We start from the raw sequence: 16416 nt of genomic DNA on the forward strand, positions 1-16416 counted from the left end.
ACCAATAGGGCTACAGTTTTTAGGGGAGTTCAAGGACGCGGGGAGGGCGCTTTTGAAGCCTGTTTCCTGACAGCAGCGGGTCATTTGTACACTGGCGCTGCGCCACATTGCAATGCGTGAGGGCAGGCTGAGGCCGGGCTGCGTCGGTTTCAGCGGGCTGCCGGAAGCTTCTGAAACATTTCCTGATGTTTCCTCATGGCCTGGCCTGATGCCGCTCGATTCACACGACGAACGTTGCTGGCGCTGCTGCCCCCGGCGGGCCATAGTTTTCGTCCGAAGTGCCTAGCCCACAATAAAAGAGACTGGCCATGACCAAGACTCTCCACCACCGTGCCTGCCATCTGTGCGAAGCCATCTGCGGCCTCACACTGGAAACTACCCAGGGCGAAGACGCAAGCCTGGCGATCACCTCGATCAAGGGCGACCCCCTGGATACGTTCAGCCGTGGCCATATCTGCCCCAAGGCCGTGGCCCTGCAAGACATCCAGAATGACCCGGACCGCCTGCACCAGCCCATGTTGCGGGTGGGCAGCGAATGGCAGCCGATCCCGTGGGAAGACGCCTTTGTACTTGTAGCCGAGCGCCTGGCCGCGATTCAAGCGCGTCACGGGCAGAATGCTGTGGCGGTGTACCAGGGCAATCCGAGCGTGCACAACTATGGCCTGATGACCCACAGCAACTACTTCCTTGGCCAGCTGAAGACCCGCAATCGTTTTTCCGCCACCTCGGTGGACCAGTTACCCCACCACCTCACCAGCCACCTGATGTACGGCCACGGCCTGTTGCTGCCGATCCCGGACATCGACCATACCGATTTCATGCTGATCCTCGGCGGCAACCCGTTGGCGTCCAACGGCAGCATCATGACCGTGCCGGATGTGGAGAAACGCCTGAAGGCCATCCAGGCTCGCGGCGGTAAAGTCGTGGTGGTTGATCCGCGCCGCAGCGAGACGGCGGCGATGGCCGACCAGCATCTGTTCGTGCGCCCGGGCGGCGATGCGGCGTTATTGTTCGGATTGCTCAATACACTGTTTGCCGAGAACCTGACCCGTGACAGTCACCTGCCGGTGGACGGCCTGGATGACGTGCGCCACGCCGTGGCCGGATTCACCGCCGAGGCCATGAGCCGTCAATGTGCGGTACCCGCCGAGCAGATCCGCCAGTTGGCCCGGGACTTTGCGGCGGCTGAAAGGGCTGTGTGTTATGGCCGCATGGGCGTTTCGACCCAGGCGTTCGGCACGCTGTGCCATTGGCTGGTGCAGTTGATCAACCTGGTGACCGGTAATCTGGATCGAGTCGGCGGGGCCTTGTGCACTACGCCGGCCGTCGACCTGGTGGCCTCGACTTCCGGCGGGCATTTCAATCGCTGGCAAAGCCGGGTTTCCGGGCGACCCGAGTACGGGGGCGAGTTGCCGGTGTCGGCGCTGGCTGAAGAAATGCTCACTGAGGGTGAAGGACAAATCCGTGCGCTGGTGACGGTGGCGGGCAATCCGGTGCTCTCCACGCCTAACGGCCGGCAGTTGGAACAGGCGCTGGATGGCCTGGAGTTCATGGTCAGCATCGACCTGTATATCAACGAGACCACGCGTTACGCCGACCTGATCCTGCCGTCCACCTCGGCCCTGGAAAACGATCACTACGACACCACCTTCAATATGTTCGCGGTACGTAACGTCACCCGTTTCAATCGCGCCATCCTGCCGAAACCCGAGGGTGCGTTGCATGACTGGGAAATCTTCGTCGGCCTGGCCCGGGCGTTTGCCGAGAAGACGGGTAATACACTCAAACCGACGATGCCGCCTGCGCAGATGATCGACTTCGGGCTGCGGGCCGGGCCTTATGGCGACAGGTTGTCCATTGCCGCGCTGGCCGATCACCCTCATGGCCTGGACCTCGGGCCGCTGAAACCCAACCTCGCAGGCCGCCTGAAAACCGCCAATGGCCATCTGCAGGCCGCACCATCGGTAATCGTCGCCGACCTGGCGCGCTTTGCCGCGCAGCCGGTGCCCGAGGTGAATGAGTTGCTGCTGATCGGCCGCCGGCATGTGCGCAGCAACAACTCCTGGATGCATAACTACCACCGGCTGGTGAAGGGCAAGCCTCGCCATCAACTGCTGATGCATCCGGATGACCTTGCCCATCGCCAGTTGACTGACGGGCAGCGGGTACGGGTCAGCTCGCGGATCGGCATGATCGAGGTGGAAGTGTTGGCCAGTCTCGACATGATGCCCGGCGTGGTCAGCCTGCCTCACGGTTGGGGCCACGGCCGCCCTGGCGTGCAGATGACCATCGCCAGCGGGCAGCCGGGGGCGAGCGCGAATGACCTGACGGATGAGCGGCAACTGGATGAGCTGTCGGGCAACGCAGCGTTGAACGGCGTGCCGGTGCAGGTGGCGGCGGCGTAAGGATTGTCTGTCGGGGAGTCCGAGCGTCACGCTGGGGTTTGCGTTACAATGCGCCACCGTGCCGACCCATGAGTCGGAAAGTTCCAGCCGAGGTGTTCCATGGATATCATCGAAACGATCAAAGAGCAGATTGCCAACAACACTATTCTGCTTTACATGAAGGGCGCCCCTAACGCTCCCCAGTGTGGCTTCTCCGCAAAGGCTTCCCAGGCAATCATGCAATGTGGCGAGAAGTTCGCCTACGTGGATATCCTGCAGAACCCGGAAATCCGCGCCAACCTGCCGAAGTACGCCAACTGGCCAACCTTCCCGCAGCTGTGGGTTGCCGGTGAGCTGGTCGGCGGTAGCGACATCATCACCGAAATGGCGGCTGATGGTTCGTTGCAGGCACTGATCAAAGACGCAGCGGCCAAAGCAGCTGCGAAGACCGAAGCCTGATTTGTTTTAGGCCGCGGCAATAAAAAGCCCCGCTTCTCGAAAGAGAGCGGGGCTTTTTAGTGGCCGGGAATTGAAGGGTTATTCACCCATCTGCGATTGCAGGTAATTCTCGATAGTCACTTTGTCGATCAGGCCGATTTGGGTTTCCAGCCAGTCGATGTGTTCTTCCTGGTCTTCAAGGATATCTTCCAGCAGTTCACGGCTGCCGAAGTCGCCCTTGGATTCGCAATGAGCAATGGCGGCCTTCAGGTCGGTGTGGCTCTTGCGCTCGAAGTTCAGGTCGCAGTTGATCATTTCCTGGGTGTGCTCGCCGATGTTCAGCTTGCCCAGGTCCTGCACGTTCGGCAGGCCTTCCAGGAACAGGATGCGCTTGATCAGCGCGTCAGCGTCCTTCATGGCCTTGATGGATTCTTTGTATTCACGCTTGCCCAGCTTTTCCAGGCCCCAATCGTCATACATGCGCGCATGCAGGAAGTACTGATTGATCGCGACCAGTTCATTGGCAAGGATTTTGTTGAGTTGCTGGATGACTGTGATGTCGCCTTTCATGATTGGGGTCCTGCCCTGTATTCGCTGTATATAAGGCGGAGTTTGAGCTGCGCATTTACTACTGTCAAACCTAAGTTATTGAATAATAAATGAAAATTAATCGGAATAAGAATGTTTGTGTTCCGCGTCTTGGCGCTAACTGTTTGAATTTCGGGCATAAAAAAACCGGACACTAAGTCCGGTTCTTTAAAACACGCTGATTAAGCGTGTGTAAATTCTGCTGAGTAGGGGATCGCAGCCTGGGCAGTTTGCAGCTGCGTCAGGGTTTCCCGTACCACTTGCTTGGCGAGGCAGGCGCATTTGCCGCATTGGCTGGCAACGCCGGTGGTTTCACGTACTTCCTTGTAGCTGCAGCAACCTTCGTAGATTGCTTCGCGGATTTGTCCGTCGGTGACGCCAGTGCAAAGGCAGACATACATAAGGGAGAACCATCGCGGTTTAAGGCTTAAGTGCGACGGATCTTAATGTTAACGAGAATGATTGTCAAAGTAGTTTCTCAAGCCTTGGTGTTTGCACGCGGCTTCACTGACGAACGGCTTTTTTCCGGTATGATGGTCGGTCTTCACGAAGCGTGATCACGTCACAGGCCTGTCTTTTAGCTGCGGCACACTGGGACGGATCCTTTTACTTCAGTCACCACCATCAGGAGATACCCAATGAGCGTACTCGTCGGCAAACAAGCCCCGGATTTCGACGTACCCGCCGTCCTCGGCAATGGCGAAATCGTAGACAGCTTCAAACTGTCTGAAGCCATCAAAGGCAAATACGGCCTGGTGTTCTTCTACCCGCTGGACTTCACCTTCGTCTGCCCATCGGAGCTGATCGCCCTGGATCACCGCATGGACGATTTCAAGGCGCGTAATGTTGAAGTGGTTGCCGTTTCCATCGACTCCCATTTCACCCACAACGCCTGGCGCAACACCGCTATCAATGATGGCGGCATCGGCAAAGTCAAATACACCATGGCTGCCGACATGAAGCACGACATCGCCAAGGCCTACGACGTTGAGTCCGAAGGCGGCGTGGCATTCCGTGGCGCGTTCCTGATCGACGACAAGGGCGTTGTACGCTCGCAGATCATCAACGACCTGCCGCTGGGCCGTAACATGGAAGAGCTGATCCGTCTGGTCGACGCCCTGCAATTCCACGAAGAGCACGGCGAAGTTTGCCCTGCCAACTGGAAAAAAGGCGACAAGGGCATGAACGCTTCGCCAGAAGGCGTTGCGGCTTACCTGACCGAGAACGCTGGCAAGCTGTAAGCCACGTTCGAAGCAAAAAAAACCGGCCTGAGAAGGCCGGTTTTTTTATGTGCGGGATTTGGCTTCAGTCGCCGAAGTCTTCCCAGCCGCCCATCTGTTTCCAACGGTTGACGATGCCGCAGAACAGCTCGGCGGTCTTCTCGGTGTCGTAGCGGGCCGAGTGGGCCTCACGACCGTCGAAGTCGATACCGGCAGCCTGGCAGGCCTTCGCCAGCACGGTCTGGCCATAGGCCAAACCGGCCAGGGTCGCAGTGTCGAAGCTGGAGAACGGGTGAAACGGGTTGCGTTTCATGTCCAGGCGCGCCACGGCGGCGTTGAGGAAGCCCAGGTCGAAGCTGCTGTTGTGGCCCACCAGGATCGCGCGTTTGCAGCCATTGGCCTTCAGGGCCTTGCGTACGCCACGGAAGATGTCGGTCAGCGCCGCTTCTTCACTGACGGCCATGCGCAGTGGGTGATCAAGCTTGATCCCGGTGAACTCCAGGGCCGCCGCTTCGATGTTGGCGCCTTCGAACGGCTCGACGCGGAAGAAGTGGGTGTGTTCCGGGAACACGAAACCCTGTTCATCCATGCCGATGGTCGTGGCGGCGATTTCCAGCAACGCATCAGTGGCGCAATTGAAACCGCCGGTTTCTACGTCGATGACAACGGGCAGGTAGCCACGGAAACGCTCGGCCATCGGGTGACGGGAACCGCCACCACCGCCGCCGTGTTCCTGGTCGTCGTCGTAATGGTCTTCACTCACGGGTGTTCCTCCAGCAGGCGCCAGCGCAGTGTTTCACCGGCGCGCAGCGGGATAACGGTCAGCTCGCCAAACGGCAGGCTGGTGGGGGCGGTCCAGTCTTCACGGACCAGGGTAATGCGGTCGGTATTCGCCGGCAGGCCATAGAAACGCGGGCCGTTGAGGCTGGCGAACCCTTCAAGCTTGTCCAGGGCGTTGCGTTGTTCGAACGCTTCGGCATACAACTCGATCGCCGCATAGGCGGTATAGCAACCGGCACAACCACACGCGGCTTCCTTGGCGTGTTGGGCGTGAGGTGCAGAGTCGGTACCGAGGAAAAATTTCTCGCTGCCACTGGTGGCGGCATCGAGCAGCGCTACCTGGTGCGTGTTGCGCTTGAGAATCGGCAGGCAATAGAAGTGCGGCCGAATCCCGCCCACCAGCATGTGGTTGCGGTTGTACAGCAGGTGATGCGCGGTGATGGTCGCGCCGACGTTGGCCGAAGCCTCGGTGACGAACTGCACGGCATCGGCGGTGGTGATGTGCTCGAACACCACCTTGAGGGTCGGGAACAGCTCGACAACTCGGCGCATGTGCTCGTCGATGAAGATCTTTTCACGATCGAACACATCGACATCGCCACGGGTGACTTCACCGTGGATCAGCAACGGCATGCCCACTTCGGCCATGGCTTCGATGGCCGGCAGGATCTTGTCGATACTGGTGACGCCGGAATCGGAGTTGGTGGTCGCGCCGGCCGGGTACAGCTTGGCGGCGTGCACGAAACCACTGGCCTTGGCCTGGCGGATTTCTTCGGGCTGGGTGCGGTCGGTCAGGTACAGCACCATCAACGGTTCGAAGCGGCTGCCGGCCGGTCGTGCAGCGAGAATGCGCTGGCGATAGGCGTCGGCTTCCGCGGCGTTACGCACCGGAGGTACCAGGTTAGGCATGATGATGGCGCGGCCAAACGTGCGCGCTACATCGGCCACGGTTTGGGGCAACGCAGCACCATCGCGAAGATGAATATGCCAGTCGTCGGGACGCAGCAGGGTCAGGCGGTCGGACATTGGGGATTCCAGGCGGGTCAATCTGGTGGGAATGCTACCGGAAAAGACTCTTGCAGGCACTCGCTATCAAGTTTTGCAGGATGCGACCGATATCCCTGGGTATGCCTTAACGATGTATGACGCCTTGATGTGTTGTAGAAACCAGTGGAGCCTCCCGTGCGCCAGCATTATCTAGCCCTGCTCAGTGTGTTCGCCAGCCTGCCCGCGATGGCCCTCACGTTCCAGACACGTCTGGAGAATATTGAGTGGAAAGTGGAGGGCGATAAATTCGAGTGCCGCTTGACCCAGCCGATCACCGATTTCGGCTCGGGCGAGTTCGTGCGCCGGGCCGGCGAGCAGGCGACGTTTCGCCTGAAAGCCTTTAACGGCTCGTTGGGTGCCGGTTCCGCAACCCTGTTGGCGGCGGCTGCGCCGTGGCAGCCGGGGCGTGGCGATATCAACCTGGGGGCGGTGCGTGTCGGCAGTGGCGATGTGCTGTTCAACAGCTCCCAGGCCCAGGCCGGGCGTTTGTTTACCGGCCTGCTCGAAGGGCGCAGCCCGACGGTGCGCCACTATAGCCGCGACGGCGGTTACTCCGAGATCCGCCTGCTGCCGGCGAAATTCAGCAAGGCCTACAACGACTACCAACTCTGCACCACCAAGCTGCTGCCGATGAATTTCGAGCAGGTCAAACAGACCGAGGTGGGTTTCCCGGGTGGCGGCATCGAACTGGACGCGGCGGCCAGGAAAAAGCTCTCGGTGATTCTCGAATTCATGAAAGCCGACCCGACGGTTAACCACGTCGAGTTGAATGGCCACTCCGACAACAGCGGCAATCGCCTGACCAATCGCGACGTTTCGCGGCGTCGTGCATTGGCGGTGATGGACTACTTCAAGGCCAATGGCATCCAGGAATCGCAGATTACCCTGCGCTTTCATGGCGAAAGCTATCCGCTGGCGCCGAACACCAACGCGGCCAACCGGGCGAAAAACCGCCGGGTGAATATTCAGCTCGAACGGGTGGCAGCCCCCGAGAAACCGGCGCCCCAGGCCAAGGCGCCAGGCAACGCTGCCGCCACCTCATAAGGTGCGGCGTTTCGTCGCCCGCTCGACATAATCTGTCGCTTTATCTTCATTTGCTGTCGCGCCTCTGTAATTTCACGGTTTTGGTCGGTAGAATCGACGCCTTTCCGTACAACCCCGTGGAGTGATGGCATGGCCGACGTAAACAAGGTCGTTCTCGCGTATTCCGGCGGCCTGGACACTTCGGTGATCCTCAAGTGGCTGCAGGATACTTATAACTGTGAAGTGGTGACCTTCACCGCTGACCTGGGTCAGGGCGAAGAGGTCGAACCTGCACGTGCCAAGGCGCAAGCCATGGGCGTGAAAGAGATCTACATTGACGACCTGCGCGAAGAGTTCGTCCGCGATTTCGTTTTCCCGATGTTTCGCGCCAACACTGTCTACGAAGGCGAGTACCTGCTGGGTACTTCCATCGCACGTCCGCTGATCGCCAAGCGCCTGATCGAAATCGCCAACGAAACCGGCGCTGACGCCATTTCCCATGGCGCCACCGGCAAGGGCAACGACCAGGTGCGTTTCGAACTGGGCGCCTACGCCTTGAAGCCAGGCGTAAAAGTGATTGCTCCGTGGCGTGAATGGGACCTGCTGTCCCGTGAAAAGCTGATGGACTACGCCGAAAAGCACGCGATCCCGATCGAGCGTCATGGCAAGAAGAAGTCCCCGTACTCGATGGACGCCAACTTGCTGCACATCTCCTATGAAGGCGGCGTGCTGGAAGACACCTGGACCGAGCACGAAGAAGACATGTGGAAATGGACCGTCTCCCCGGAGAACGCTCCTGACAAGGCCCAGTACCTGGAACTGACCTACCGCAACGGCGACATCGTCGCGCTGGACGGCGTCGAAATGACCCCGGCCACCGTACTGGCGACCTTGAACCGTATCGGTGGCGAACACGGTATCGGCCGCCTCGACATCGTCGAGAACCGTTACGTGGGCATGAAGTCCCGTGGTTGCTACGAAACCCCGGGCGGCACCATCATGCTGCGCGCTCACCGCGCCATTGAGTCCATCACCCTGGACCGTGAAGTGGCTCACCTCAAAGACGAGTTGATGCCCAAGTACGCCAGCCTGATCTACACCGGCTACTGGTGGAGCCCTGAGCGTCTGATGCTGCAACAGATGATCGACGCTTCCCAGGTCCACGTGAACGGCGTTGTGCGCCTGAAGCTGTACAAGGGCAATGTGATCGTGACCGGTCGCAAGTCCGATGAGTCGCTGTTCGACGCCAACATCGCCACTTTTGAAGAAGATGGCGGCGCCTACAACCAGGCAGACGCGGCAGGCTTCATCAAGCTGAACGCGTTGCGCATGCGCATTGCGGCCAACAAAGGTCGCAAGTTGTTCTGAGTGTTGTAAGTTGCAATGAAAAATGGCCCCTCAAGGGGCCATTTTTTTTGGTTGAAAATACATCCGGAATCATCGGGCGCGCGCCTGTGTTTATTGTTCGCTTCGAAAAAGTTCAGGTACTCCAGGAGATGATCTGGAGTGTTTATATTTTTACGGGGGCAATGTTTATTAATTTCGCTCGATAAGTGATGCATTGTTGAAAGTGAGATTTTTTCTTGTAGGCAGGAACTATGTACTACAGAAAATTCACTCAGAAATGTACCGCGAATATGTCAGATGCTGACATGCCTGTAGGATTTATGGAGCGTTAGTAATTATGTCGAATGGAACTTTTAAAAACCCGATTTCCCTCCGGGTTCACAGGTCTTCTGACAGCGCACAAGGGGCATTTCCTGAAACTTGTGTACGGCGCGTTTACCCGGGCCCGCGTAATCCTGGGAATTTTCACTCAAAATATGTTTGTGCTCGGAAAGTTCTGAAAGCCCCAACAAAACTGAATAGCTCCGATCTGGCGTTTTTTTGTAGGTTAAATCCTATGTCTTTGTGGGTTAGGTCTCTGCTTGCTGTTGCTTGGGGGGGAGCGCTATGCCAAGCGAGAAACGACTAGGCTATTGTGCTTACTCTTAATAATTCGAACAGCGAAATTGGACTTGCCCATGAATAAAGTGCTGATCGTGGATGATCATCCCGTCATTCGTCTTGCTGTGCGTATGCTAATGGAACGTCATAGTTATGAGGTCGTTGCCGAGACCGATAACGGTGTCGATGCCTTGCAACTTGCGCGCGAGCATATGCCGGACATTGTCATACTGGATATTGGAATTCCCAAACTCGATGGCCTGGAAGTTATATGCCGGCTGTCATCAACCAAACAGGCACATCCCTTCAAGGTGCTGGTGCTGACGTCCCAGGCGCCCGGGCATTTCTCGATGCGGTGCATGCAGGCGGGTGCTGCCGGCTACGTGTGCAAGCAACAGGATCTCACCGAGCTGTTGAGCGCGGTCAAGGCGGTGCTGTGCGGGTACAGCTACTTCCCCAACCAGGCGTTGAACTCGGTGCGCTCCACAATGGGTAACGCCAGCGAAGCGGACATGGTCGAGCGCCTGTCCGGCCGGGAGATGATGGTGTTGCAGCAGTTGGCCCGCGGCAAGACCAACAAGGAGATCGCCGATGGCATGTTCCTGAGCAACAAGACTGTGAGCACCTACAAGACCCGCTTGCTGCTCAAGCTCAACGCCCGCTCGCTGGTGGACTTGATCGAGCTGGCCCAGCGAAACGGCCTGGTGTAGGCCGGCCTCACATTTACATCCAGTCAGAAAAAAGCCTCCGCAAGGGAGGCTTCTGTTTATCGTTGGATCGATTAGAGATCGAAGTCGTAATCGGCCAACTGTTTTTGCAAGCGCCGCTCTTCCAGAAGGTTGTCGATGGTGCGGCGTTTGCTCAAATTGGTCTTGGCCACCTCTACCGGTGCTTCTGCTGCATCATCGTCGGATTCAGCGCCAACAACGTCGTCTTCTACATCCAGTTGTTCTTTGCCAGTGCTCATAAGGTTAACTCCAGGCTAAGACTGCCGTTGGCGCTCCTTATAACGATAATCTCGGGCCTGGTAAAAAAGATTTTTTCAATCGACTCATCGATAAAAGCAATGATGGCTCAATCGTCGGAAGTCTTTTCCTTGTATTCGCACAGGTCTTCGATGCGGCAGCTGCCACAGCGCGGCTTGCGGGCCTGGCAGACATAGCGTCCGTGAAGGATCAACCAGTGATGCGAGTCCAGCAGATACGGCTTGGGCACGAACTTCATCAGCTGTTTTTCCACCTCCACCACATTTTTTCCGCGGGCAATACCGGTTCGGTTGCTGACCCGAAAGATGTGCGTGTCCACCGCCATGGTCAACTGGCGAAATGCCGTATTGAGCACCACATTGGCGGTTTTTCGGCCAACACCCGGAAGGGCTTCCAGGGCTTCGCGCGTTTGCGGTACTTCGCTGCCGTGCAGTTCCACCAGCAGCCGGCATGTCTCGATGACATTCTTCGCCTTGCTGTTGTACAGGCCGATGGTCTTGATGTATTCGGACAAGCCCTCAACCCCCAGCGCGTAGATCGCCTCCGGGGTGTTCGCCACCGGATACAACTTGGCGGTGGCCTTGTTGACGCCGACGTCTGTGGACTGGGCCGAGAGAATCACGGCGATCAGCAACTCGAACGGCGAGGAGTAGGCCAGTTCGGTTTTCGGTTCCGGGTTGTCTTCGTGAAGCCGGCGGAAAATTTCCAGGCGTTTTGCGGCGTTCATGGGGCGAGCGGTTCCTTGCGGACAGTCAGTGTGGTTACGAAAAACGGGCCCAATAACCCAAGCAGGATAAACGCGGCGTGCACCGGCAGTACACGCTTCATCACGTGGGGCCGGTGCTCAAGGGGGTCAAGTGCGGGCATCAGCCACCACCAGTGCCGCAAGCGCCTGCTCTGCCGTTTCGAAGTGCTGTTGCAGAATGATCAACTGCGACTGCTGTTCAAAGGTCGGCGGGTGGCCGAAAGCTTTCAGGGATTTGTGCAATTGGGCGCGGCTCATGGCCAGGTTGATCTTGGCCTTCTTCAAGGCGGCGTCCATGGCCGCGGCTTTTTGTGCACGAACCCGCTCAATGGCCGCCTGGACCGGGTTGACCGTGGCCGCAGCTACCGGGGCGGCGCGCTTGGAGCGTGCCTGGCGTTCGGCAAGTTTCTGTTCCTCTTCGCGTTGCAGCCGCGCGTTGCGCTGTTCAAACCGTCGCCGGGCGCGGTCGCGCTTGAGGCTGCGTGCCTCGCGTTCATGATCATTGGAGGCCAGCCCGCCGACAATCGGTATTACGGTGCTCAACGGACGCATTTCGATGCAATCAACCGGGCAGGGTGCTACACACAGGTCGCAACCCGTGCACTCGTCGACAATCACCGTGTGCATCAATTTGGCAGCACCGACGATAGCGTCCACCGGGCAGGCCTGGATGCATTTGGTACAGCCGATGCACTCCGCTTCACGGATAAACGCGATCTGTGCGGGCGCTTCCCCTCGAGATGTGTCCAACTCCAGCACCGGGAGCTTCAACAGCTGCGCCAGGCCTGTAATGGTTTCCTGGCCGCCCGGAGGGCACTTGTTGATCGCCTCGCCTTGGGCAATGCCTTCTGCGTAGGGCTTGCAGCCAGGATGCCCACATTTGCCACACTGGGTTTGCGGCAGCAGGGCGTCGATACGTTGAATCAGGCTCATGGTTTGATCATTGCGTTGGAACCCGGAAAAGCCACAGCCAACAACGGGCCGACAGCAAACAGAATCCGATTATCCGGCAAGCGAGGAGGGGGTACTAGCTGAAACCGCCCCATGGCCGAGACCATGAGGCAGTTAGCCATTGTTACTTGATGCGCTGACCCGGCTTGGCGCCGCTGTCCGGGCTCAACAGGTAGATCTCTTCACCGCCAGGGCCGGCCGCCATCACCATGCCTTCGGAGATACCGAACTTCATTTTCCGCGGCTTGAGGTTGGCGATCATCATGGTCAGGCGACCATCGAGCTTGGATGGGTCCGGATAGGCGCTCTTGATCCCCGAGAACACGTTGCGTTGTTCATCACCGATGTCCAGGGTCAGGCGCAGCAGCTTGTCGGCGCCTTCCACGGCTTCGGCCTTGAGGATCAGGGCCACCCGCAAGTCCACCGCAGCGAAGGCGTCGAAGTCGATTTCCGGCGACAACGGATCTTTCGCCAGTTCGCCATTGCCCGCAGGTGCAGCGTCGCCGGTATCGGTCTTGCTGGCCTCGAGGTCTTCTTTCGATGCGTCGGTCATGGCCTGCACTTTTACCGGGTCGATACGGGTCATCAGCGGCTTGAACTCATTCAACTGATGGTTGCCGAGCAGTGTCGCGTGGTCATTCCAGGTCAGCGGCGGCACATTGAGGAACGCCTCGGCGTCGGCTGCCAGCAATGGCAATACCGGCTTGAGGAAGATCACCAACTGACGGAACAGGTTGACGCCTGTGGCGCAGATCGCCTGGACTTCAGCCTGCTTGCCTTCCTGCTTGTTCAGCGACCACGGCGCCTTGTCGGCGATCCAGGCGTTGGCGCGGTCGGCCAGGCCCATGATTTCGCGCATGGCCCGGGCAAAGTCGCGGGCTTCATAGGCATCGGCGATGCTTGGCGCCGCGGCCAGGAACGCATCGGTCAGCTCAGGTGCGGCATTTTCAGCCACCAGCACCCCGGCGTTGCCCTTGTGGATAAACCCGGCGCAACGGCTGGCGATGTTGACCACCTTGCCCACCAGGTCCGAGTTGACCTTCTGTACGAAGTCTTCCAGGTTCAGGTCCAGGTCGTCGACACCACGGCCCAGCTTGGAGGCGTAGTAGTAGCGCAGGTATTCCGGCGACAGGTGGTCCAGGTAGGTGCGCGCCTTGATAAAGGTGCCACGGGACTTGGACATCTTCTGGCCGTTGACCGTCAGGTAACCGTGCACGGCAATGCCGGTTGGCTTGCGATAGCCCGAGCCTTCAAGCATTGCAGGCCAGAACAGCGCGTGGAAGTTGACGATGTCCTTGCCGATGAAGTGGTACAACTCGGCCGTGGAGTCCTTGTTCCAGAACGCGTCGAAGTCCAGCTCCGGCGTGCGGTCGCACAGGTTCTTGAAGCTGGCCATGTAGCCGATCGGCGCGTCCAGCCACACGTAGAAGTACTTGCCTGGCTCGCCCGGGATCTCAAAGCCGAAGTACGGCGCATCGCGGGAGATGTCCCACTGTTGCAGGCCGGCGTCCAGCCATTCGGCGATCTTGTTCGCCACGGCGTCCTGCAGGGTGCCGCTGCGGGTCCAGGTTTGCAGCATCTGCTGGAAATCCGGGAGCTTGAAGAAGAAGTGCTGGGAATCCTTGAGTACCGGGGTGGCACCGGAGATGGCCGACTTCGGATCCTTCAGGTCGGTGGGCGCGTAAGTGGCGCCGCATTTCTCGCAGTTGTCGCCGTACTGGTCCTCAGTGCCGCATTTCGGGCAGGTGCCCTTGATGAAGCGGTCGGCCAGGAACATTTTCTTTTCCGGGTCGAAATACTGGGTGATCGAACGCGTGGCAATGTGCCCGGCGTCCTTGAGGCGCAGGTAGATCTGGCTCGACAGCTCGCGGTTTTCGTCGGAATGGGTCGAGTGGAAGTTATCGAAATCCACCAGGAACTCGGCAAAGTCGGCGCTGTGTTCAGCCTGGACATTGGCGATCAGTTGTTCCGGGGTGATCCCTTCCTTCTCGGCGCGCAACATGATGGCCGAACCGTGGGCGTCGTCCGCGCAGACATAAATGCATTGATTGCCGCGATGCTTCTGGAAGCGCACCCACATATCGGTCTGGATGTACTCAAGCATATGGCCAAGGTGGATAGAACCATTGGCATAGGGCAGGGCGCTGGTGACGAGGATCTTGCGTGGCTCGGACATGGGGCTCGGCTACTTGATGAAACGGAGGTCGGCCACTATAAAGCGCCGGGAAATTTATTTCACCCCGTGCGGCTGTTTCCGGATTTTCCCGCAGGCCGAAAGCGTGCCGCTGGGGCGCTGGAACGGTTAGGATAGCCGCCTGTTTTAGTCAGTCTTTTTTCGGGAGTAGCCCATGAGCGCCGTCAATCGCGCAGCGGTGGAAGCCGTTCTTCGCCAGTACACCGACCCCTACCTGAACCAGGACCCGGTCAGCGCCGGGTGCGTACGCGCCATCGACGTGCAGGGTGACAAGGTTTCGGTCCAGCTTGAGCTGGGCTACGCTGCAGGCCTGTTCAAGAGCGGCTGGGCGCAGATGCTGCAAATGGCCATCGAAGGCCTGGACGGCGTCAGCTCGGCCAGGGTCGACATCCAGTGCGTGATCGCCCCGCACAAGGCCCAGGCGCAGGTTCCGGGCCTGGCCAACGTCAAGAACGTGGTGGCCGTGGCTTCCGGCAAGGGCGGCGTGGGCAAATCCACCACCGCCGCCAACCTGGCCCTGGCGCTGGCCCGGGAAGGCGCGCGGGTCGGGATTCTCGACGCCGACATCTATGGCCCGAGCCAGGGCGTGATGTTTGGCATCCCGGAAGGCACCCGGCCGAAGATCAAGGACCAGAAATGGTTCGTGCCGATCGAGTCCCATGGCGTGGAAGTCATGTCCATGGCCTTCCTGACCGACGACAACACACCGATGGTCTGGCGCGGCCCGATGGTATCCGGTGCGTTGCTGCAACTGGTCACCCAGACCGACTGGGGCAATCTGGACTACCTGGTGATCGATATGCCGCCCGGCACCGGCGATATCCAGCTGACCCTGGCGCAGAAAGTGCCGGTGGCCGGCGCGGTGATCGTCACCACACCGCAGGACCTGGCGCTGCTGGATGCCCGCAAGGGTGTGGAGATGTTCCGCAAGGTCAACATCCCGGTGCTGGGCGTCGTGGAAAACATGGCGGTGCACATCTGCTCCAACTGCGGCCACGCCGAGCATCTGTTCGGTGAAGGCGGCGGCGAGAAGCTCGCGACCCAGTACGGCGTTGAACTGCTGGCGTCGTTGCCGCTGTCCATGGGGATTCGTGAGCAGGCTGATGGCGGCAAGCCAACGGTCGTTGCCGAGCCCGATGGCCAGATTGCCATGGTCTACCAGGAGCTGGCGCGCCACGTAGGCGCGCGAATCGTCCTGCAGGAAGCAGAGGCCCAGGCAATGCCGACGATTACTGTCAGCGACGACTGATCCACCGGATGGGAAAAAAGCCTCGACCTTGTCGGGGCTTTTTCTTGCCTGATGAACAGCAACGAGGCGTTTTTTACTCTTTTACGTAATTGCTGGTGTAAGCATTCACTTACTTTTTCGTAAGCGTTTGGGTTTTTTCGTCGGCGGGGGCGTCTTGAATTGATTGCCTATATTTATATCTTATTGAAATATAACGATTATTTATTCGCGTTTGAGCGCGTGAATCGAAAACCCGGCGGGTTGGATCCCGTTGAACTTCCCCGTGAACTCTCTAAGATCAGCCCTGTGTCCACGGATTGACACAGTCATCAAGGAACGATGATTCAGGGAACCTCGCAGGATGCGATTCATCAGGACGATGAAAAGGAACACAGGGACTAGGGAAAAAATGTGGGCGGGTCATACCGCCCCTTTTTTTTGCCTGTAGAAAAGTGAAACCCGCCCCGCAGAAATGCAAAAAGGCCCGCAAGGGGCCTTTTGGAGGGCATCGACGCTATCAGCGTTCGAGGTCGGCAATCTTGCCTTTTTTGCCATCCCACTCTGCCGCATCCGGCATCGGGTCTTTGCGCTCAGTGATATTCGGCCAGATTTCCGCCAGCTCAACGTTCAACTGAATAAATTCCTGCATCTCTGCCGGGACTTCGTCCTCGGAGAAAATAGCGACGGCCGGGCATTCTGGTTCACACAGGGCGCAGTCAATGCACTCGTCCGGGTGGATGACCAGGAAATTCGGGCCTTCGTAGAAGCAGTCCACCGGACACACTTCTACGCAGTCGGTGTACTTGCACTTGATGCAGTTGTCGGTGACGACGAAGGTCATTTCTAATTTTCTCCTCAGGCGGCGGCAGCGAAACCCTTTGTGGC

At 58.7% G+C, this 16416-nt stretch carries 15 protein-coding genes and 1 pseudogene; 7 read left to right on the forward strand and 9 right to left on the reverse strand.

Annotation, left to right across the window (positions count from 1 at the left end; all coding sequences use genetic code 11):
• Nucleotides 1–308 precede the first annotated feature (308 nt).
• Both ACW9I6_RS04010 and grxD read left to right on the forward strand, forming a co-directional pair.
• Nucleotides 309–2405 (forward strand): molybdopterin oxidoreductase family protein, encoded by a 2097-nt coding sequence (locus ACW9I6_RS04010; protein ID WP_457338921.1) that lies wholly within the window; start codon nucleotides 309–311, stop codon nucleotides 2403–2405.
• 99 nt (nucleotides 2406–2504) lie between these two features.
• Entirely contained in the window at nucleotides 2505–2843 is a 339-nt protein-coding gene (gene grxD, locus ACW9I6_RS04015; RefSeq protein ID WP_003208710.1) for a Grx4 family monothiol glutaredoxin, read from the forward strand.
• 78 nt (nucleotides 2844–2921) lie between these two features.
• Here the strand turns inward: grxD and bfr are convergent, their stop codons facing one another.
• Together bfr and ACW9I6_RS04025 are read right to left on the reverse strand one after the other, a co-directional pair.
• Nucleotides 2922–3392, reverse strand: coding sequence for a bacterioferritin (gene bfr / locus ACW9I6_RS04020; protein WP_008433502.1), 471 nt, complete (start codon nucleotides 3390–3392; stop codon nucleotides 2922–2924).
• Nucleotides 3393–3592: 200 nt separating this feature from the next.
• Entirely contained in the window at nucleotides 3593–3811 is a 219-nt protein-coding gene (locus ACW9I6_RS04025; protein WP_003208706.1) for a bacterioferritin-associated ferredoxin, read from the reverse strand.
• 237 nt (nucleotides 3812–4048) lie between these two features.
• On the opposite strand from ACW9I6_RS04025, the gene ACW9I6_RS04030 reads away from it, so the two are divergent.
• Nucleotides 4049–4651 (forward strand): peroxiredoxin, encoded by a 603-nt coding sequence (locus ACW9I6_RS04030; protein ID WP_003172097.1) that lies wholly within the window; start codon nucleotides 4049–4051, stop codon nucleotides 4649–4651.
• Between the two features lie 64 nt (nucleotides 4652–4715).
• On the opposite strand, the gene rnt is transcribed toward ACW9I6_RS04030, so the two are convergent.
• A complete protein-coding gene (rnt, locus tag ACW9I6_RS04035) occupies nucleotides 4716–5393 on the reverse strand; it encodes a ribonuclease T (RefSeq protein ID WP_003208704.1) in 678 nt (225 codons plus the stop codon).
• On the reverse strand, nucleotides 5390–6436 hold the full coding sequence (gene pyrC, locus ACW9I6_RS04040) for a dihydroorotase (RefSeq protein WP_003208703.1): 1047 nt from the start codon (nucleotides 6434–6436) through the stop codon (nucleotides 5390–5392). Before pyrC ends, rnt begins: the two co-directional genes overlap by 4 nt.
• A 156-nt stretch (nucleotides 6437–6592) precedes the next feature.
• Here pyrC and ACW9I6_RS04045 point away from each other — a divergent pair, with 156 nt between their 5' ends.
• The 3 genes from ACW9I6_RS04045 (at nucleotide 6593) to ACW9I6_RS04055 (ending at nucleotide 10137) form a co-directional block, all read left to right on the forward strand.
• Nucleotides 6593–7501, forward strand: a complete 909-nt coding sequence (locus tag ACW9I6_RS04045) for a flagellar protein MotY (protein ID WP_087695280.1) — start codon at nucleotides 6593–6595, stop codon at nucleotides 7499–7501.
• 129 nt (nucleotides 7502–7630) lie between these two features.
• Entirely contained in the window at nucleotides 7631–8848 is a 1218-nt protein-coding gene (locus ACW9I6_RS04050) for an argininosuccinate synthase (RefSeq protein WP_003208700.1), read from the forward strand.
• Between the two features lie 656 nt (nucleotides 8849–9504).
• Nucleotides 9505–10137: a response regulator transcription factor gene (locus ACW9I6_RS04055; RefSeq protein ID WP_003208698.1), complete on the forward strand. Its 633-nt coding sequence runs from the start codon at nucleotides 9505–9507 to the stop codon at nucleotides 10135–10137.
• 71 nt (nucleotides 10138–10208) lie between these two features.
• Here ACW9I6_RS04055 and ACW9I6_RS04060 read toward each other — a convergent pair whose 3' ends face one another.
• The 4 genes and pseudogenes from ACW9I6_RS04060 to metG all read right to left on the reverse strand — a co-directional run bounded on the left by ACW9I6_RS04060 (nucleotide 10209) and on the right by metG (nucleotide 14285).
• On the reverse strand, nucleotides 10209–10394 hold the full coding sequence (locus ACW9I6_RS04060) for a PA3496 family putative envelope integrity protein (protein WP_003208696.1): 186 nt from the start codon (nucleotides 10392–10394) through the stop codon (nucleotides 10209–10211).
• Nucleotides 10395–10501: 107 nt separating this feature from the next.
• Nucleotides 10502–11140, reverse strand: a complete 639-nt coding sequence (nth, locus tag ACW9I6_RS04065; RefSeq protein WP_010170146.1) for an endonuclease III — start codon at nucleotides 11138–11140, stop codon at nucleotides 10502–10504.
• 150 nt (nucleotides 11141–11290) lie between these two features.
• A pseudogene (rsxB, locus tag ACW9I6_RS04070) lies at nucleotides 11291–12112 on the reverse strand (electron transport complex subunit RsxB); the annotation flags it as partial.
• Nucleotides 12113–12233: 121 nt separating this feature from the next.
• Nucleotides 12234–14285, reverse strand: a complete 2052-nt coding sequence (metG, locus tag ACW9I6_RS04075) for a methionine--tRNA ligase (RefSeq protein ID WP_003208690.1) — start codon at nucleotides 14283–14285, stop codon at nucleotides 12234–12236.
• Between the two features lie 172 nt (nucleotides 14286–14457).
• Between metG and apbC the strand changes: the two genes are divergently transcribed.
• Nucleotides 14458–15552, forward strand: a complete 1095-nt coding sequence (apbC, locus tag ACW9I6_RS04080; RefSeq protein ID WP_177055192.1) for an iron-sulfur cluster carrier protein ApbC — start codon at nucleotides 14458–14460, stop codon at nucleotides 15550–15552.
• Nucleotides 15553–16048: 496 nt separating this feature from the next.
• Here apbC and fdxA read toward each other — a convergent pair whose 3' ends face one another.
• Nucleotides 16049–16372 carry a ferredoxin FdxA gene (gene fdxA, locus ACW9I6_RS04085; protein WP_003208688.1) on the reverse strand — a complete coding sequence of 108 codons (324 nt, stop codon included), beginning with the start codon at nucleotides 16370–16372 and terminating at the stop codon, nucleotides 16049–16051.
• Nucleotides 16373–16416 lie beyond the last annotated feature (44 nt).

The sequence above is a fragment of the Pseudomonas sp. SDO5522_S412 genome, assembly GCF_054071215.1.